This window comes from Streptomyces sp. NPDC093221 (assembly GCF_044753885.1).
Classification (GTDB): Bacteria; Actinomycetota; Actinomycetes; order Streptomycetales; family Streptomycetaceae; genus Actinacidiphila.
The window spans coordinates 693523-711515 of sequence record NZ_JBIVOA010000001.1; the positions used below are offsets into that span (position 1 = coordinate 693523).

Genomic DNA, 17993 nt, shown 5'->3' on the forward strand with positions numbered 1-17993 from the left:
GCGCGTGACCCCAAGTTGGAGTCAGGGGGCGGATGCGGGCCGTAGCCTCGGACCAGACCGGTACGGAAGAAGGTGCTCGTGACCGTTGCGGAGCGCGAACCGCGCGAGATCGTCGCGGGACTTCTCGCCGACCGGCGGCTGCTCGCCGCCTGCGCGGAGCGGGACATGGGCACGCTGTTCCGACTGCTCAACCACCGTGGCATCAGCACTCGACGCATTGCCGCGGCCGTCGACATCACCCAAGGCCGACTCTACGACTACATGAACGGCAAGAGCAGGGTTGAAAAGCTGGCCATCTTCGAGCAGATCGCCGACGCCTTCCAGATTCCCGGTCACCTGCTCGGCCTGGCGAAGCGGCCCTGGGAGCCTGCCTCTCCTTCGTCGCCCAACTGTGTGAGCGAGCCCTTTCCGGATGGCGACGACATGGCCGCCATGGACGCCTTCCGCACCGCCGACCGTCAGGCCGGAGGGGGGCGTCTCTACAGTGCCGTGCTCCGGCACTTACGGGACAACATCGGCCCGCGGCTGGTCGATGCCGACGGTACGGCGCAGGTCTTCGCGGTGGCGGCTGTGCTCACGGAGATGGCGGGATGGATGGCCCACGACTCGGGCCAGGACGCTGTGGCCGGGCGCCACTTCACCCGCGCTCTGCCCCTCGCTCACGCCTCCGGTGACACACCGCTCGCGGCCAGCATCGCGGCGAGCACCAGCCATCTCGCCCTCCAGACCGGGGACCCGGCAGCAGCCGTGCACTGGGCGCAGACCGGACTCGACCTGGCGGAAGCCGGGCCGATCGTCCCCACCCTGATCGCTCGCCTCCACGCGATGTCCGCGCGTGCCCTGGCTGCCGCCGGCCAGCCCACTCCGGCGCTGCGGGCGCTCGGCCGCGCCGAGGAAGTTCTCGACAGTGCTTCGGAAGCGGAGCGACCCTGGCTCAGCCCCTTCGATGCCGCAGCGCTGGCGCTCGAATCCGCCCTCGTACTGAGCGACCTCCGACGCCACGATGAGGCCCGCACGCGTGCCGAACACGCCATTCACCTGCGGGAGTCGAACCGCGCGCGGTCGCTGGCCCTGAGCCGTATCACTCTGGCGGACCTGCACCTGCGTTGCGACGACCTTGAAGCCGCCGTCGCGGTCGGCCACGAGGTGCTCGCCGCTGACCCCAACCTCGGCTCGATCCGCGTGCTCCGCCAGCTCGACGGTCTCCACGCGGCGCTCGCCGTCCACCGCAGTCATTCTTCGGTCCGCGCTCTGCTGCAGCGTTTTGACGAAACGCGTCGGGCGAGAATGCTCTTACTCGCCGACATCGTTCCCCCGCCCAGCAAAGGCGCCACCCCATGAGGCCCACCCCCGCCGACCCCGAAGCCTGGAACGCCTACCTCGCCGAAGGCAACGCCACCCAGGCCCGCAAACGCGTTTCCGCGGACGTCCTCCTCCGCGACGAGCAGGGCCGCGTCCTCCTGGTGAAGCCCACCTACAAACCCGGCTGGGACCTCCCGGGCGGCATGGCCGAGGCCAACGAATCCCCCGACGACGCAGCCCGCCGCGAACTCAAGGAGGAACTCGGCCTCGATGTCACCCTCCACGGCCTCCTCGTCGTCGACTGGGTCCCACCCCACGGCCCCTGGGACGACCAACTCGCCTTCATCTTCGACGGTGGAGTCCTAAGTGCAGACCGCATAAGCGCCCTAAGTCCCAGCGACGACGAACTCGGTGACCTCCACTTCTTTACCGTGGGACATGCGGCTGATGCGCTGGGTCTCCGTCTGCGCCACCGCTTCCAAAGGTCACTCATGGCCCTAACATGTGCAATCCCAGAATTCCTCCACGACGGGACGCCCATGGGTTGGTCAAGACTCAGTTGAGGATGCTATCGGTGCTCGCCTGGGGGGCTTGAAGGATGCGCCAAACCCGGCTAGTCATGCCACGGACCGGGAGATAGATCCGGTTGCCGCTGGACTTGGCGGGGGCGATGAGTCCAGCTGCCGTGAGCTGCCGGAGCGCCTCCGGGACGAGGGCCCGGTGCGCGTCGTCAAGCCCTCGGAAAAGGGCGGAATCCTTCCGCCCAGTGCCTCGCTGGGCGTAGATCTTCTTCAATATGGTGAGCAGGACCTTGTTTATCGGTGTCATCTTAAGTGCGAGAATCCCCTTTGCTGTCGAGATCTGCGCGTCGAACTGGGCCACCTCGCATTTAACGAAGCAGTCTTTCTGGAGGGCCGACCAGTCGGCTACACCGGTCATCTGACCAATGAGGCAGCTCTGGAAATGCGGGAGCGGATACCCGTCGTGATCAGTGAGGTCCAGTTCCTGGATGACGCAGTCATGGAAGCTGAGCCAGTCATAGCCCGTGGCCTCAGCTGACAGAGAGAAGCCACGGAGCTCGATCCCGTGGAGAGAGATTGGTGTGCGGGGCGTGTCTCCGGGCCAGAGCCGGATTGCCACTCGGGTAAGATCTGCGATTACGGCGTCAGCGGTCCCCCGACGTCGGAGGGCGCTGGCAGACGAGTAAGCGCGCCCGGAACCTGTGATGTCCTCCCGCTCCAGTCGTACGGCGGCCACGTCTACGCCGACCTCGTCGAGGCAGGCGACACTGCCTGTCATTTCCAGCAGCGGGGTTTCCATATTGGGGTCGAGTAGACAGGTCACGACATCTCCCGCGCGGGCTGCATCGGCGAGGGAGACATCAACGAAGCTCCGGGAACCATCGACGCTGTCCATGGCCCCGAGGCCGGGGAGTCGTTGCAAGAGTTGGTACGAACCCTCGTCCGGCGCGTAACCGCACACGGAATGGAAGACGGATGTCAACTCATCCTGTGAGATTGGCCCTAGCCCGTCTGTGGAGCGCCGCGCCTGGGTGGCGAGCCGTTCCAGCACTTTACGGATGGTGAATCCATCTATCCCTACCTCCATACTGGCCTCTCGTTCGGCGATGCGGTCCAGCATCAGGTCCCAGCCCTCGCCTGCCGAGCGGCCAAACGTACCCTCGATGGATTCCTGAAGCGTGTCCGACGAGCCGAGGTAGCTCAGCAGCAGCGGGCGTGAGGGTAGCCAGCTCGGGAGCGCGTCGTGCCATCCGTAGGCGGCGAGTATCTCCTTCGCCTGTTTTTCCGTTGGTTCGCCCGCCATGAGAAAGAGGGAGTTGGCTCGGGCATTTAGCGCTCCGCGCATCTCGCGCTCGCTGTCGAAAAAGTGCATCCGTCCCGCAAGGACGACCGAGGTCGAGGCGCGCGACTCATCACAGAACCTGCGCACGAGCTCAACGGAGCGGCGGCGGATGTCACGCATCGCCGATGTCTTGCCGATCCAACCAGGCGTGGCAATTTCGTCGAAGCCATCCAGGATGAGTGTTACGTCACCCGAACGCCACGCGCGGACCAACTGTGAGGGGGCCGGAAACCCAATCGAGCGGGCGTGGCGTTCCAGTGCCTCGATGGGATAGACCTGGCCTTGGTGATCGCGCAGGTTAAGGAGGATCGGGAAGGTCCCGAACCTATCTCGGCGATGGGCCCTGGCCAGGAGCTGGAATAGTTCGCGCAGGAACATGCTCTTGCCCGTACCGTAATCACCGGACAGGAGAACGGACCTGCCGTCCTTCACTTGTTGCATCACGCGATCGACCGAGAATGGCGTGCCAGTACCGCTCTCCACCGGGTCGACCGCGATGTAGGGTTTGAGGTCTCCGTAATCGCCGCTGCTTGGCTCGCGTGCGCTACCGAACGGGTAAGAGTTGCGTAGCTCGAGATACCGCAGCGAGTCAACCAGTTGGCTCCGCAATTGGGCGAAGCTGCAGGCAACCAGGTGTGGACCAAACCTGTTGATGACTCTGCGTTGATCGGCGTGAGGTTCCTCGCTAGTGACGAAGAAGCCCCTGACGGATTTGAACGGATACTGACGGTTCATAGCTGCGCACGCCTCGTCGAGCTTCTTGCCGTCTTTCTCCGCTTTTTCCTTACGCCGGGAGACCGTGCACTCGACGATCACGACAGAGTCCGGTCCGATGAAGACGCCGTCACGTTCTGCGTTGCCGATATAGGTCGAGCCCTGGAACTCATTCTCCGGGGCGAAGAGCGCGCGGGATATCCGCAGAACGTCAGCCTCGAAGGCTGACTCATCCTGCTGCTTGTCGTTCGCTGGCATGGAGACCCCCTCTGATCTATCTCTGACGATGTATCATATGCTTTGGTTGGAGACTTGATCGTCCGATCTGTGCGTTGTGACGCCACATATGCCGGATCGCTGTCTACGGTCCAGTCCTCGGTCTTCAAGGTGCCGCCGTGCGTGAGCGATGCGTGAGCGGACGCGCTGGCACCAGGCGCTGCGGAGTGGACTGAACAGAAGACTCGGTCCAACTGACCAGCGGGTTTCGGATGGCGGCCTACCGCTCACAACCACCCGGCACGCTCTGGCCAGGACTTTTAATCCATTGGTTTGTGGGTTCAAGTCCCACAGGGCCTACGGGGTCAGGTCTCGTGACGAGGCGCTGACCTGCGGATTCACGGTGCCCCGGCCGCTCGAAGCGGCCGGGGCACCGTCGCGTGCGAGCCTGCGTGCCAGCGTCGTCGCGTGCTGCGCCATCGCCCTTTTCCACGGCCTGGCGTCCTGTTCGGCGATCTCCCGCCACAGAGTCGCGGTCGCCGTGCCGAACGCCGCGAGGGCCTCGGGCGCCGCGCTGCGCCAGGACGGGAAGCGGGTGGCGAATTCGATCGCGGCCTCGGCCGGGTGGCCAGCCTCCATGAGACGCAGGGCCAGGGCGCCCGGGTCGATCCAGGCGGCGCCGCGCGTCGGCCACGCCCAGTCGACGAGCCGCGCCCGCCCTCCGGCGATCAGGACGTTGTCCGGGGCGAAGTCCGTGTGCAGCAGCGCGTCACCGTCGAAGTGCTGAACGGTGCCTGGCGGCGCGTACTGCGCCCACCGGTCGACGGCCTGTTTGATCTCGACGTCCGCCGGTGCGGTGATCCCTTGCAGTTCGGCGAGCGCCGCTTCCACGAGCGGCAGGTCGGGAGAGCCGGGCGCGTAGTCGGCGTGGCGGCCGTCGATGACCTCGTAGCCGAGGAGGCTCCAGCCGTCCAGCTCCAGGTGCCAGTACAGGTGCGGGCAGGAGGCGGGCAGGTGCGCGGCCACCGCCGCCTCACGGCGCTGCGCACCGACCTGCGGATGGTCGGCCCGGATGCCCTTCACGAAGACGGGGCCGCTGTCCGTGTCGAGCACGCAGCCGAGGCCGGAGTTCATGCCGCCGGGCGCGGTCACCGCCTGGCGCAGGAAGCCGGTCTTGTCGGCGACAGCCTGGCGGACGTCGGCGGGAAGCTGCTCGAAGGGGATACGGGACATGGACACGACGCGCGGTTCCTTGGCTGCGGGGGGAATGGGGGGTGGGCATCTCCTCTGGGGTTAGTACGGTTGATCGTCGCCTGCCGAGCACGAGCACTCTGCTCCTTCGGCCGCTTCGTCAAGGTCGGCGATGATCTGGAACTCGTCGTCGCCGATCGGAGCGACGGTCAGCGGTACCGGCAAAACGCCCCTCGGTTCGGCAGGCGGTCGCAGGCCGATGGCGACCATCACCAGTTCGCGCGGCGGGGCCGGTGCTGCGGTTGGTGGTGTCATGATCCATAACCTCCGTGTTGGCAGTAGAGAACTCTGCGGTCCCCCGCCTCCTGGTAGAGCTTGGCCAGCGGCCGACACGTACGGCACGCGCCGGTCTTCGTACAGCCGGAGCAGCCACCGGTGCGGAGCTGTAGGGACTCGGCGATCGCGCCGAGCCGGGGGAGGGCTTCGACGCCCTCGGCGATGAGGTTCACGCTCGGATCGCGGCCGACCTTGCAGATCGACGCGATGCCGTGCGGGTCGACGTGAAAGAACGTGTGTCCCGCGTTGCAGCCGGTGAAGACGCTCCGGGGCCGCAGGTGGTCGTACGCCTGGGTCGCCAGCGGGTTCGCCGCGCCGTCGATCGTGGGCGACCGTTGGCGGTGACGCCCCGCAGCTCCTCGTAACGGACTTCGGGGATGCGTATGCCCGCCGCGTGACCGGGCTGGACGAGCAGGTACTGGCCGAGGAACGGACTGGCGACGAGGCGCGGTGTCTGGCTGACGCGCGGGTATGCGGTCATGACGACCTCCACGGGTAAGCGAGCGGTTAATCCGGATGGTGGGCGGCCCAGTCCTCGCGGGCGGCGATGAGCGCGGGGCGCACCTTCGTGTCGAGGAAGTCGGCGTGCGCTCGTAACTTCGCGGTGACCTCGGCCAGCCCCTGCGGGTCCAGGGCCGGAATCCAACGTCCGACGGCGACATGAAGGTTGACCACCGGCATGCGGAGGCGGGGGTCCTCGTCGTACGGATCGCAGTCGATGCTCCCCTCGAAGACTGCGTCTTCCTCCACTCCGTCCCATACGTCCGGGGCGGCCAGCGGCAGCATGGGGCCTTCGAAGAGGCTCCGGTGGTTGATCTGCGCCAGCAGCGACGGGAGCAGATCCGGCGGCACGCCGACCTCGGTGGGGTCGTCCTCGGCCCATTCGGGAAGGTACCCGGACACCACGGCGCCGCCCTCGGTGGCGATGGTCCACGTCCCTGGCGCGGTCCACGGCGCGGGCCGGCGCCCGGCACAGGTGTCAGGCTCGCCCACGGCTCCCGGTGATGCGGAGGAGCGTGGCTCGGTCACGGCCGCGCCCTCGGACGGCCAGGCGTCGGCCATGGTGAACGAAACGGCTGTTCCGCCGTACTGACTTGGCCTCACCTGCCAGGAATCCGACAGGGCGTCCACCAGCCACAGGCCGCGGCCATGCTCCGAATCCTCCAGAATCGCCGGGCGCTTGAGCAACTGCACCTTGAAGGGCGATCCCGGGTTGTGCACCTCGACGCGAAGGTCTGTCCTCTCGCGCCACCACTCGATTCGTACACGCCATGCGTCTTCTGACTCGCCGTAGAGGACCGCGTTGGTGACCAGCTCCGAGATCATCAGAACGCAGTCGTCAACGGAACACGCGAGTCCGTGGGGTTCGACGAAGTGCCGGAACCAACGACGCGCCCGACCCACGGACTCCGGGACGGGATAGAGCGTCATCGTCCCGTTCGGCTCCGGGCTTGTGTCGGAGCCGTGGGGATCAGCTGTGACGTCATTCATCGGGTGTGCTCCTTTACGCATGCCGATTCGGCCAAGGCGGCGCTCGGCGCGAGTTCCGCACAAGTGGCCTTAGCCACTTAGTGGATAGTGGCATTAGCCACTTGCGGTGCGCAAGTGGTTCGGCACACACGGTGGCGTACGTCAGGTCAGTTCGTAGCCCTGCTCGAACGCCCACCGGTCGGGCGGGTACGTGGCCTCGGCGAACTCCAAGGGCCGGTCCTGTGCGTCATAGACGACGTGATGTACGACGAGAACCGCCGACGCCGCCTCCAGCCCCAGGTCCGCGGCCTCCTCGTCCGTCGCCGCGCGGGCGCACATCCGGTCCTCCGCGTAGCTTCCCCGCCGACCCGTAGCGCGCTCGACGTACAGGAGCGTTCCTTCCCGGATGCGTTCCGGATTCAGGAGCTTCGGGGCCTGCTGCCCGACGTCGGCCGCGAACCAGGACGTGGACAGCGTGATCGGCCCGGTCTCGTTGTTGGTCACGCGCCGACGCTGGACGACTCTGCGGTCGTTCGTCAGCCCCAGCGCCGTCGCGACATGATCCGGGGCCTGCGACCACGCGGCCATGGTGATCACGGCGTATTCGCCGGGTGTGTAGATGTGCCCGGTCTGACGCGCCCGTCCGTACAACTCCCGCGCCCGCCGGTTGACTTCGAGACCCCGCACGTACGTGCCCGAACCCTGCCGCTTCTCGACCAGACCCTGACTGCTCAACGCCTCCAGCGAGCGGGCGGCTGTTGGGCGGGACACGTTCCACGAGGCCGCGAGCTGCCGTTCCGAGGGCACCTCGTCTCCGGGCCGCAAGTCGCCGCGCAAGATCTGGTCGCGGATGTGGTGCGCGATCTGGAGGTACTTCGGCTGAGCCTCCTCGATCTGCGGCATCACGCCTCCTCTTGTCCACAAGTGGCTATTACCTCTGGCCACTATAGGTGAGTGGCCAACCCCCGAGGCTCGTACGCTGGCCGCATGACGCGCTTGATCGTGGCAGCCGGCGGCGGGGGCGACGCGGTCGCCGCCGCAGTGGTGGACGCCGCCCTCTATGGAGGTGACGAGCCTGCCGTGATCCTCACGTACGCGTGGGACCGTCTGATCGTCGACCCCGTGCCGGGGCCCCGCGGGGCGGCGGATTTCAGGGGCCTTCGGCGGCTTACGCATAGCGTCCGGGCGGTTCCCGCCGACGCCAGGCCCGTCACGCCCGCCGGTTCCACGCTGCCGCGGCTCGCGGCGGAGCTGACCTACACGTTCGCTCTCTTGGACCCGCATCACGGCGTCGAGGGCATGACACGTCAACTGGACGAGCTGATCGCGGAGTTCTCACCGTCGACCGTCGATCTCCTGGACGTCGGGGGCGACATCCTCGCGCGCGGTGACGAGACCGGGTTGAAGAGTCCGCTCGGGGACGCGCTCTCTCTCGCAGCCTGCGCTCGGGCCGACGTGCCGATCCGCCTGTTGGTGGCCGGACCCGGTCTCGACGGCGAGATCCCGGCCGATGTCCTGCGCGATCGCGTGGGCTCTCGCGTTCATACGCTTACGGCCGAGCAGGTCGAGCCCGTCAGCGCCGTACTGGAGTGGCATCCCTCCGAGGCCACCGCGATGCTGGCCGCCACAGCCCGAGGCATTCGCGGCCTCTGCGAAATCCGGGACTCCGGACTCCCCGTCCCGCTCACCGACGAGGGACCGGCCGTCTACGAGGCCGACTTGAGGAAGGCGGCCGAGCGCAACGCACTGGCTCGCGCGGTCCGCACCACGACGAGCCTGGCTGAAGCCGAGCGGCACAGCCGCGAGGTCTGCGGCTTCTCGGAGATCGACTACGAGCGCGCCAAGGCCCAACGGCTCTCCGACCGGACGTCCGTGGCGTTCGACGATGCCGCCGTCCTGGCCCGCGTCGCCCACATCGCGGCAGCGGCCCGGGCCCGGGGCGTCACTCATACGACCTTCCGCCGCCTCACCGAAGCCCTCGGACTGCCCGGCACCCAACGCCGTGACCTGCGCGCGCTCCTGATCTCCACCCGCCCGGAGAACTCCACGCCACCCCTGTGGCACTTCGGAGGGGAGGGGTAAGCAACAGTCGCCGACCTGACTCGCGCACCCTGCGGAGGGACCGCCCCCATGAAGCCGAGCCCCGCCGACCCCGAAGCCTGGAACGCCTATCTCGCCGAGGGCAATGCCACGCAGGCCCGTAAACGGGTCTCCGCCGACGTTCTCCTGCGCGATGAGGAAGGCCGGGTCCTGCTCGTGAAGCCCACCTACAAGCCGGGTTGGGACCTCCCGGGCGGTATGGCCGAGTTTGTGTCCCCGCCCGAAGCCGCACCAGCGCACGCGACCGGCCGGCGACCCACGCGGCCATCGCCGAAGCGCAGTTGCAGTTCGGGCAGGTCGGATCCGCGGACGACGACCCACCTTGGGTGAGTTACTTCGACCGGACCAAGCTCACCGTGGACATCGGCATCGCGCTCGGGCAACTCGGGGACGTGGATGCCGCCGAGCCGTTGATCGCGGAGGCGCTGCGCGATGAGCCGGAGACCAATCTGCGCGGCCGGGCCTTCCATTCCTTCTGGCTGGCGAGGACCCGGTTACAACGCGGCCTGGTGGAGGAGGCATGCCAAGCGGCCAGTGACGCCCTGAACCTGTCCGCGACCATCGACTCGCCCCGTGTGACCTCACATTTGCGGGACTTCCGTCGCCTGCTCACACCATTCCGCACGTTTCGGCCAGTCGCGGAACTGGACGCCAGGCTGGCGGGGCAGCGGGCTGACTAGAGTCCGGCCTCGTCCAGCAGCAGGTAAAGGACTCCCACGAGTGTTCCGCTGCTGACGATTTCGCGGCGGTCGATCATGCCGCGCAACGTGGACAACGGGACCCACTCAAGCCGGTCGGACTCGTTGAGTTCGGTCGGCGGACCGGCGTACTCCACCGCGTCGGCGCGGAAGACGAAGTGCTCCGAGTCGGTGATCCCGTTCGCCGGCTGGGCGTAGATCAGGGGCGTCATCTCGCCGGTGCGCCAACCGGTCTCCTCCATCACCTCGCGGGCGGCGGCCTCGGCCGGGGTCTCGCCGGGTTCCACCAGACCCATGGGCAGTTCCCAGGCCCAGGAGTCCGTGATGAAGCGGTGGCGCCACATCATCAGCACCTGCTTCTCGCTGTTCACCACGGCTGCCACTGCCAGGTGCCGCAGCTTGAGCACATGGTGCTCCCACCGCCGCCCGTCCGGCTGCTCGACATCGACCAACCACACGTTCACCCAAGGGTTCTCGTAGATCGGACGTTCCCCGTGGATCTTCCACTGCATCGCTGCGGCCCCTCTCGATCGCCCTCAGCATCCCAGATCCGGGACTGTCGGGCCGCTGTTCAGGGCGACTTCACGTCACGCTGACGAGTACCGGGCAAAGCGACGGCCGGGCAAGGGGGCTGGCCTTGTGGCGCGCGGGTGCGGTGGAACTTCGCGGACGGGCTTCGAGTGGAAGGGCTAGGCGTTGGCGTCGGTCTCGGGCTCCTCGTCCGAGGCGCCGTACATCGCTTCGACCAGCCGCTGTCTGGCTTGGTCCAGCCTGAGGTTGTAGTCGGGCATGAAGAGTTCTACGAGAGTCTTTTCGAGCGTGCCCGAGATGGCGTGCAGCGGAGACCAGACCGCTCGGTCGTTCACGATGGTGTCGAGAGCGCCGGAGCCCTCCACCTCGTAGAGCCAGTGGGACAGCACGAACGCCTGGTCACGCGACAGCTTGATGGTCACCTCTTCGTCCACCTGGGCACCGTAGCGCGCGGGATCAACGGCGTCGCCCGAGTAACAAGCGTGGAGCCCAGCCCGACAGGTCGCACCGGTCCGTGCGGCCGGCGTGGAATCTGCCGCTCGGGGCTCGGGGCTCGGGCTCGGGGACGGGCCCGCTTCAAGACGGGGGCGGGGGCAGGGGGCGTTGGCGGGAATTGGGGGGAAACCGTCGTCGTACGGGAAGCGTCACATGCCAGGCGTTCCGCCGCCCACGGCGCGGTAGCGGATGAACGCCTCGCGTCCGTCGGGCACGAACTCCGGGCCCCGGGCGAGGGATTCGAGTTCGGAAGCGGTCAGCCAGGTGTGCCAGGGGACTTCGTACGGGTCGGGCCGGATCGCCGTGGTGACGACGGTCTCGTGGATGCCGAGCCAGTAGGGGCTGATGGCCCCGGCGCAGCGGAACTTGAGGACGAAGCGGGGCGCGGCCCGCACGCCCAGCTCCTCCAACAGCTCGCGGGCCGCCGCCTGTTCGTACGACTCGCCGACGTCGGCGGCGCCGCCGAGGAGCCAGTTGTACTGGTCGGGGAAGCGCGAGGAGTCGCGCGGGCGGCGGTGCACGAGGAAGCGCCCGGCCGGGTCGCGGCACACGATGGTGGCCACGCGGTGCAGCCAGCCCTCACGGATCGCCTCCGCCCGGTCGACGACCGCCAGGACGCGGTCCTGCTCGTCGACCCGGTCGACCAGTTCACTCATACGACGTCACGCCTACGCGGTCACGCATGCGACGTCCCCCACCCGGCCCGCGCTCACCGGAGCGTGAAGACGGCCACGTCGTAGCGCTCGTCGACCGGGGCCGGTTCGTCGTACGGCTCGCGGTCCGCCGCCGCGGCCAGTCGGTCGAGGCCGGACGCGAACTGGGTCGGCGTCAACAGGGCGAATTTCGACTGGGGTTGGGTCGTCATACGGGCGTGGTAGTCGCGCAGGCTGCGGGTCACGGGCTGGACGAAGGAGCGGATCTCGCGCAAGTCGAAGCCGGCGGCGGTGAATTCGGCCGTGACGTCGTCCTCGGCGGGGAAGCGGAGGGCGTCGGTGGCGCGCAGGGGCGGCCAGTAGTCGTAGACGACGGCGTCCAGGCGCTCCTTGAACGTGGTGCGGACGACGACCGAGCCGCCGGGGCGCAGGACGCGGGCGAGTTCGCGGGCGGCGGCGGTGCGGTCGGGGAAGTGGTGGATCACCCGGGAGAGCAGGGCGAGGTCGAAGGCGTCGTCGCCGGCGGGCAGCGCTTCGGCGGTGCCGTGCGCGTACCGCACCGACGGGTGCGGGTGGTGCCGCCGGGCCTCGGACAGCATGGCCTCGGAGGCGTCCACGCCCAGGACGCTCGCGCCGTCGATCCACCGGGCCATCGCCGCCGCGAACATCCCGGTCCCCGAGCCGACTTCGAGCACGTCGGGCGCCGGGCGGTCGACGTAGGAGCCGATCAGGCCGACCCACGCGCGCAGGGCGTCGTCGGGCATCTCGTTGCCCGACTCGTAGGAGCGGGCGAGCCGTTCGTCGTCGTAAGCACGCTTCATGCGGAACCGTCCTCAGGGTTGGCGGGCAGCGGCGTCGTACGTGGCCTGGCTCTGTTCGATCGCCGGATTGTTGTCGACCGCCCACTCGGCCAGGGCCACGGCGGGGGCGATGAGCGTGCGGCCCCGCGGGGTCAGCTCGTACTCGACGCGGGGCGGGACCTCGGCGTAGACGGTGCGGGAGACCAGCCCGTCGCGTTCGAGGTGGCGCAGGGTGCGGGTGAGCATGCGCTGGGAGATGCCGGGGACGCGCTGCTGGAGCTCGGTGAAACGCAGGCGCTCGCCGTCGAGGGTGGCGACGACCAGCAGCGTCCACTTGTCGCCGACACGGTCGAGGATGCCCCGGATCGCACGGCCGCCGTCGCCGCGGATGAGGCAGGAGTGGCGGTACTTCGACATCGGCGCCCCCCGTCGGTCACACAGCGCAAGCCCACAACGCAAGCCCACAGCACAAGCCCACAGCACAAGCCCGGAGCACACAGACCGTCGTACAACAGCCGGCACCGCGGCCGGTCCGTGTGCGTAAGGCACACCCATGTGCCTTTTGTAAGCGCCTCCATAGTCACCGATCATGTGCTTACTTACAAGTCGTAACCATGACGGAGGACGCACCCATGGAGACCGCCTACTGGATTCTGGCCGGGCTGCTCGCGGTCTTCTACCTCTACGCGGGCGGCAAGAAGACCGCGCAGAGCAAGGAGCGGCTCGCGCCCATGATGGGCTGGGTCGACACCGTCCCGATGCCCGCGGTCCGCGCCGTCGGCGCCGTCGAGATCCTGGGCGCCGCAGGGCTGCTGCTCCCGCCGCTCACCGGCGTCGCCCCCGTCCTCGCGCTGGTCGCCGCGCTCGGCTTCCTCGTCCTCCAGGTGCTGGCCACCGCCCTCCACCTCTCCCGCGGCGAGGCCAGGGTCACCGGCCTCAACATCGCCCTCATCGCCCTCGCGGCCGTCACCGCCTGGCTCGCCACGGCCTGGTGAGCGACGGCGCGCCGCCGTCCCGGCCGGTGATGTTGGCGAGTTGAAGCGGGTGGGAAATGTGGGCGTCACAGTCCGGGGTTAAGGTGCGCTCACACATGATCGGGGAAAGGCGCGCGGCCTCGGGGTTCCAGGGCCGTCGGCGGCTCGCGCCCGCATGGTCGGACGGCGGGCTCTGGGGGGTTCGCACGGAGGGCGAAGGAGTATCGCGATAGCACTTCGGATATGGCTCAGCAGCGCGGGGGTGGCCACGACCCAGGTGATGGGGATGCTGCGCGACAACCCGGACGCGGTGGACGTACGGATCTACGGGACCAATGTGCTGCGGGACGCGCCGGCGCTCGCGGCGTGCGATGTGGGGGAGTCGGAGCCGCGGTACGTCGGCGACGACGAATACGCCGCCTTCGCGGTCGAATTCTGCCGGCGGCACGCGATCGACGTGCTCATCCCGCCCAGACGGCTGGCGGCGCTCGCCGGGCGGGCGGAGGAATTCGCGGCGGTCGGCACGCGGCTGATGTGTTCACCGCCCGAGGCGGTCGACGTGCTGACGAGCAAGGGCCGTACGTACGAGGCCGCGCGGGCGGCCGGGGTGCCGGTGCCGCCGTGGCGCGTGGTGTCGGACGCCGAGGGGTTCCGGGCGGCGGTCGGGGAGTTGGGGGAGACCGGGGAACGGATTTGCGTCAAACCCGCCGGTGAGTTCTCGGCGTTCGGCTTCCGCATCCTGGAGGACCGGCCGCTGCGGCTCAAGGATCTGCTGGCCGCGCCCGTACCGCTGGCGTCGGTGGCCTCGGTGGCGGGCGCGCTGAAGCGGGCGGCGGACGAGGGCGAGGCCGTACCCGAATTCCTGGTGATGCCGTATCTGGACGGGCCCGAGGTCAGCGTGGACTGCCTGTCGGCTCCGGGCGGCGCCATGCTCACCGGCATCGCCCGCTCCAAGCAGGGGCGTTACCGGCTGCTGCTGGACGATCCCGCGCTCGTCGCCATCGCTCGGCGGCTGGTCGGGCACTTCCGGCTCGCGTATCTGTCCAACGTCCAACTCCGGTACCGCATGGGGCGACCGGTGCTTCTTGAGGCCAACCCCCGTGCCTCGGCGGGCATTTTCCAGACCGCCTTCACCGGGGTGAACCTGCCGTGGTCGGCGGTACGGCTGCTGCTGCGCGGTGACGCGGGCGCGCTTCCGGCGCCACGGCTCGGCGGGCGGATCGCGATCACGGAGAGCGCGACGGAGATGGCGGCGGCCATCCAACTCCCGGAGCCCGCACCGCTTCTGGAGCCCGCACCGCTTCTGGAGCCCGCACCGCTTCTGGAGCCCGCGGCGCTTCTGGAGCCCGCGGCGCCGCTCCCCGAGCCCGTACGCGTCCTCACCGGCATCGACGGCGCCCGCAGCGCCGCCCTGCGCACCGCCGCCCGGGACGCCGTCCCGCCGGCACCGCTCCTCGGAGAGACGGCCACAGCGGCGAGCTGAGCCCCCTCCAGGGGCGGCGCGAGGCCCCACGTAATAGGTCCCGCCCAAGCTCCCCCCAAGGCCCCCGGCCCCCGACCCCGCGTCAGTCGATCGTCCCGCCCGACCCGTCCGACCGCCACAGCACACCGGGCGCCGTCTCCTTCGGCTCCTCGTACCACCCTTCCGGCCGCTGCGGCCGGGGAATCTCGCCGCCCTGCCGCAGCATCCGCCCGTCCCGCACATGGCGCCCGAGCAGCGCGCCGCCGAAGACGACGAAGCCGACGCCGACCAGCCAGGTGACGACGGTGAGCACGGTCCCGACGGGGCCGTATGTGACGGCGTTGGAGACGATCATCGGGGCGAAGAAGAGGTGCGAGAAGAGCCGGAGGCCCGCGAGGCCGAGCATGGTGAACACGGCGCCGGGCAGGGCGGTGCGGACGTCCACGCCGCCGCCGAGCAGGAAGCGCTGGCCCCAGGCGAAGAAGACGACGCCGAGGACGAAGGTGAGGACGATGCGTACGCCGCCGCGCAGCAGCCCGCTGCCCATGAGCGCGGCGCTCTGCGACTCGCAGAACAGATAGGCGGTGAGCACCGCGAGCCACACCGCGCGCCGCACGTCGCGGTGCCAGGGCCCGGACGGCAGGTCCCAGATCTTGCGGTAGCCGGTCTCGACGCTCGCCACGAAGGTGAGGCCGAAGTAGGCGAGCGAGGCCAGGCTCCACGCGCTGGTGGCGCTCAGGATGTTGCGCGGCGCCGCGAACAGGCTGCGGACGCTGTGCGAACCGTCCGCGTTCAGACCCATGCCGTCGACGACCCACTGCGCGAAGCCGGGCCGGTTCTCCCACGGCGTCGCGGCGGCGACCACGACCAGCAGCGGCATCAGCGTGACGAAGCCGAGCGCGGCGAAGCCCATCGAACGGTGCATCAACTCTATGTGGGTGGCCTGCTTCCACAGCCGTCCCGGCGCGGACCGCTTCCAGGCAGCCGTCAGTCCAGCCATGGCCATGGTGTCACCTTCCCCCGCAGCATCACCGCTTGTGGATACCTGGCGGAGGACCCCGCGCGCAACTCGGGCCCCACAAAGCGCCGTTACGGGACACCGAATCGGGACAAGTGGCAGCGGCGGCCCGAGGGGCGGGGCCGCCGGGGGCTACTCCGGGACCGCGTCCGCCGCCACCGCGTCGTCGATGGCCTGGTGCACCTTCGACACCAGGGTGTCCGTGTCCAGCGCCGGATTCGCGGTGGCCAGCGCCTGCGCGAGGGTGTTGACGGTGGCGGTCAGCGCGGTCACGCGCGTGATCAGCGTCTTCACGTCGGCGTTGGTGCCGCGCAGATAGCTGTACGCGTCGTGCGGGTCGGCCTTGCCGTTGATCTGGCCCTTGTAGGCCCACAGGTCCTTGGGATCGGGCATGTCGTCCTCCGGGGTGCCGCTCGCCCACGCGCGCAGGGCGGCGGGGGAGAGATAGGCGAGATTTCGGTCGGTGGGAGTGCTGGTGAACTGCCAGAACAGCGGGCGCAGTCCGGACGGCGACGGCTGCGCGCGCTTCTCCGCGTCGGCGTACGACATGGCGCCCGCCGGATACGCCGGGTACCAGAGGAAGGCCGAATTGGCGGGCAGGTGCTTGGCCGCGATGTCGTCGGCGGAGGTGTAGACGCCGACGCGCTGTCCGGGGAACGCCTTCTGTACGGCGGTGATCCAGGTCTGCGCGTAGGCGCGGATCTGGGCGGCGGTACGGCCCGAGTAGTTGGCGCCGTCCGAACGGCGCTCCAGGTCCAGGACGTGCAGGAAGCCTTTTCTGGCATGGGACTTCACGGCGCCGACGTAATTGGCGGCCTCCGTGGCCGCGTTCTGGTTCGGCCAGCCGAAGTGGTAGGCGCCCGGCACGAGTCCGGCGCCGATGATGCCCGCGATGTGCGTGGCGAAAGCGCTGTCCTTGGTGTGCTCGCCCTCGCTCGCTTTGGCGAAGGCGAAGGTGATGCCGCTCCGGGCCAGGGACTTCCAGTCCTGATTGCCCTGGTACGACGAGACGTCGAGACCGCGAGACGTCGGCATGAGCCCTCCGGGTGGTCGTGGCGGGGCAGGCGTACAGTCCACCGTCACTCGCGGTGTCCGCGCAAGCGGAACGGGAAATGCCGCTCCACCAGAGGGCGTACGCGCAAGGGCTCGCGCCGGGCGCACTCCGCCGGTGACATCGCTCACCGCCTGTCACAGCGGATGCCTCAGGTCACGCCCTGCCTCATGCGTCACGGGTACGTACGCGTCAGCCGCCCGGCCGCTCCAACAGCCCGCGCGCCGTGGCGAGTCCGTACGCCGACAGCGTGTAACCGTCCGAGATCGCGCCGTCCACCAGCATGGTGTGGAACGCCTCGGGGGTCAGCGCCAGCCTCCGGGCGATGCCCTCCTCCAGCGCGCCCTCGTCCGGCTCCTCGCTGAAGTCGTCCGCGTCGACGCGCGCGAGGTACAACTGGTCGGCGATCGAGCTGAGTCCGGAGTCGGAGACGAAGGCGCCGAGGTGCACGACCTCGCGCACCTCGCAGCCCAGCTCCTCGCGGGCCTCGCGCCGCGCGGTCGCCTCGCCGCCCTCGCCCGCGTCGCCGAAGCCGCGCGGGATCTCCCAGTGCCAGGCGCGGGTGGCGTGCCGGAAGTGGTGGAGCAGGACGATCCGCCCGTCGCTGAGCACCGGCAGCGCGGCGGCCCCGCCGATCGCGGTGTCGCCCACCGCGCGGATGTACGTGCCGAGCCGTCCGCTCCTGAACCGGACCGCGTCGCGGACCAGCCGCAGATACGGGTCCCGGTAGACCACGCCGATGTCCCCGACGTCCTCCGACAGGCCGCAGGCGACCGCCGACTCGGCCGTCCGCCGGGTCACTTCGTCCTGGTCCGCGCTGTCGAGCAGGATCTCGACGGCCGCACCGGGCGGATTCTCGAACAACTCGGGACGCAGGGCGCGCAGTTCGTCGTACGCCGCCAGCCGGGCGCGGCGCCGCTCACGGACCCGGTCGGCCTCAGGGCCCCGGTCGGCCTCCCGGACCCGGTCGGCCTCCCGAGCGGCGTCGGCCCTGTCGGCGGCGGAGGCGGACCCCTCCGCGCCGCTGGAACCGCTCTCCGACGTCTCGTCCTCGGCGATGCCCATCCCCGTCTCCTGCCCCGTCGTCGGTGATCGGCGGCCTGCCGGCCGTCGCCTGGC

At 69.2% G+C, this 17993-nt stretch carries 19 protein-coding genes and 2 pseudogenes; 7 read left to right on the forward strand and 14 right to left on the reverse strand.

Annotated features, from left to right (window positions below; genetic code table 11):
• Positions 1–78 precede the first annotated feature (78 nt).
• Both ACIQCJ_RS03060 and ACIQCJ_RS03065 read left to right on the forward strand, forming a co-directional pair.
• On the forward strand, positions 79–1341 hold the full coding sequence (locus ACIQCJ_RS03060; RefSeq protein WP_402710524.1) for a helix-turn-helix domain-containing protein: 1263 nt from the start codon (positions 79–81) through the stop codon (positions 1339–1341).
• Positions 1338–1865: an NUDIX domain-containing protein gene (locus ACIQCJ_RS03065; RefSeq protein ID WP_402710525.1), complete on the forward strand. Its 528-nt coding sequence runs from the start codon at positions 1338–1340 to the stop codon at positions 1863–1865. Before ACIQCJ_RS03060 ends, ACIQCJ_RS03065 begins: the two co-directional genes overlap by 4 nt.
• On the opposite strand, the gene ACIQCJ_RS03070 is transcribed toward ACIQCJ_RS03065, so the two are convergent.
• The 6 genes and pseudogenes from ACIQCJ_RS03070 to ACIQCJ_RS03095 all read right to left on the reverse strand — a co-directional run bounded on the left by ACIQCJ_RS03070 (position 1858) and on the right by ACIQCJ_RS03095 (position 7995).
• Positions 1858–4137: an NACHT domain-containing protein gene (locus ACIQCJ_RS03070; RefSeq protein WP_402710526.1), complete on the reverse strand. Its 2280-nt coding sequence runs from the start codon at positions 4135–4137 to the stop codon at positions 1858–1860. The two genes, ACIQCJ_RS03065 and ACIQCJ_RS03070, sit on opposite strands and share 8 nt — an antisense overlap.
• Before the next feature lie 315 nt (positions 4138–4452).
• Complete coding sequence (locus tag ACIQCJ_RS03075; RefSeq protein ID WP_402710850.1) at positions 4453–5328, reverse strand: aminoglycoside phosphotransferase; 876 nt, start codon at positions 5326–5328, stop codon at positions 4453–4455.
• Positions 5329–5388: 60 nt separating this feature from the next.
• A complete protein-coding gene (locus ACIQCJ_RS03080) occupies positions 5389–5601 on the reverse strand; it encodes a hypothetical protein (protein WP_401309555.1) in 213 nt (70 codons plus the stop codon).
• Positions 5598–5954 (reverse strand): annotated as a pseudogene (locus ACIQCJ_RS03085) (radical SAM protein); the annotation flags it as partial. The gene ACIQCJ_RS03080 and the pseudogene ACIQCJ_RS03085, both read right to left, overlap by 4 nt.
• 175 nt (positions 5955–6129) lie before the next feature.
• The gene (locus ACIQCJ_RS03090) at positions 6130–7134 is read right to left on the reverse strand and encodes an ATP-binding protein (RefSeq protein WP_402710527.1); all 1005 of its coding nucleotides are present in this window, start codon (positions 7132–7134) and stop codon (positions 6130–6132) included.
• A 120-nt stretch (positions 7135–7254) separates the two neighbouring features.
• Positions 7255–7995: a GntR family transcriptional regulator gene (locus ACIQCJ_RS03095; RefSeq protein WP_401309558.1), complete on the reverse strand. Its 741-nt coding sequence runs from the start codon at positions 7993–7995 to the stop codon at positions 7255–7257.
• Positions 7996–8079: 84 nt separating this feature from the next.
• Between ACIQCJ_RS03095 and ACIQCJ_RS03100 the strand changes: the two genes are divergently transcribed.
• The 3 genes and pseudogenes from ACIQCJ_RS03100 to ACIQCJ_RS03110 all read left to right on the forward strand — a co-directional run bounded on the left by ACIQCJ_RS03100 (position 8080) and on the right by ACIQCJ_RS03110 (position 9872).
• A complete protein-coding gene (locus ACIQCJ_RS03100; protein ID WP_402710528.1) occupies positions 8080–9174 on the forward strand; it encodes a DUF1152 domain-containing protein in 1095 nt (364 codons plus the stop codon).
• A gap of 48 nt (positions 9175–9222) precedes the next feature.
• Positions 9223–9423: pseudogene (locus tag ACIQCJ_RS03105) on the forward strand (NUDIX domain-containing protein); the annotation flags it as partial.
• Positions 9424–9518: 95 nt separating this feature from the next.
• Positions 9519–9872: a hypothetical protein gene (locus tag ACIQCJ_RS03110; RefSeq protein WP_402710529.1), complete on the forward strand. Its 354-nt coding sequence runs from the start codon at positions 9519–9521 to the stop codon at positions 9870–9872.
• Here ACIQCJ_RS03110 and ACIQCJ_RS03115 read toward each other — a convergent pair.
• From ACIQCJ_RS03115 to ACIQCJ_RS03135, 5 genes are all read right to left on the reverse strand, one after another.
• On the reverse strand, positions 9869–10402 hold the full coding sequence (locus ACIQCJ_RS03115) for an NUDIX domain-containing protein (RefSeq protein WP_391159428.1): 534 nt from the start codon (positions 10400–10402) through the stop codon (positions 9869–9871). The two genes, ACIQCJ_RS03110 and ACIQCJ_RS03115, sit on opposite strands and share 4 nt — an antisense overlap.
• Positions 10403–10579: 177 nt before the next feature.
• Positions 10580–10855, reverse strand: a complete 276-nt coding sequence (locus ACIQCJ_RS03120; RefSeq protein ID WP_402710530.1) for a hypothetical protein — start codon at positions 10853–10855, stop codon at positions 10580–10582.
• A gap of 210 nt (positions 10856–11065) precedes the next feature.
• Positions 11066–11572, reverse strand: coding sequence for an NUDIX hydrolase (locus tag ACIQCJ_RS03125; RefSeq protein ID WP_402710531.1), 507 nt, complete (start codon positions 11570–11572; stop codon positions 11066–11068).
• A 53-nt stretch (positions 11573–11625) separates the two neighbouring features.
• Positions 11626–12390, reverse strand: a complete 765-nt coding sequence (locus ACIQCJ_RS03130) for a class I SAM-dependent methyltransferase (protein ID WP_402710532.1) — start codon at positions 12388–12390, stop codon at positions 11626–11628.
• A gap of 12 nt (positions 12391–12402) precedes the next feature.
• Entirely contained in the window at positions 12403–12786 is a 384-nt protein-coding gene (locus tag ACIQCJ_RS03135; RefSeq protein ID WP_355336221.1) for a helix-turn-helix domain-containing protein, read from the reverse strand.
• Positions 12787–13001: 215 nt separating this feature from the next.
• Between ACIQCJ_RS03135 and ACIQCJ_RS03140 the strand changes: the two genes are divergently transcribed.
• On the forward strand, positions 13002–13364 hold the full coding sequence (locus ACIQCJ_RS03140) for a DoxX family protein (RefSeq protein WP_391159589.1): 363 nt from the start codon (positions 13002–13004) through the stop codon (positions 13362–13364).
• 241 nt (positions 13365–13605) lie between these two features.
• Entirely contained in the window at positions 13606–14826 is a 1221-nt protein-coding gene (locus tag ACIQCJ_RS03145) for an ATP-grasp domain-containing protein (RefSeq protein ID WP_402710533.1), read from the forward strand.
• Between the two features lie 82 nt (positions 14827–14908).
• Here the strand turns inward: ACIQCJ_RS03145 and ACIQCJ_RS03150 are convergent, their stop codons facing one another.
• From ACIQCJ_RS03150 to ACIQCJ_RS03160, 3 genes are all read right to left on the reverse strand, one after another.
• Positions 14909–15811 carry a YhjD/YihY/BrkB family envelope integrity protein gene (locus ACIQCJ_RS03150; protein WP_355336225.1) on the reverse strand — a complete coding sequence of 301 codons (903 nt, stop codon included), beginning with the start codon at positions 15809–15811 and terminating at the stop codon, positions 14909–14911.
• A 144-nt stretch (positions 15812–15955) separates the two neighbouring features.
• Entirely contained in the window at positions 15956–16858 is a 903-nt protein-coding gene (locus ACIQCJ_RS03155) for a glycoside hydrolase family 25 protein (RefSeq protein WP_402710534.1), read from the reverse strand.
• A gap of 208 nt (positions 16859–17066) precedes the next feature.
• Positions 17067–17939 carry an NUDIX hydrolase gene (locus ACIQCJ_RS03160; RefSeq protein WP_401309581.1) on the reverse strand — a complete coding sequence of 291 codons (873 nt, stop codon included), beginning with the start codon at positions 17937–17939 and terminating at the stop codon, positions 17067–17069.
• Between the last annotated feature and the right edge of the window lie 54 nt (positions 17940–17993).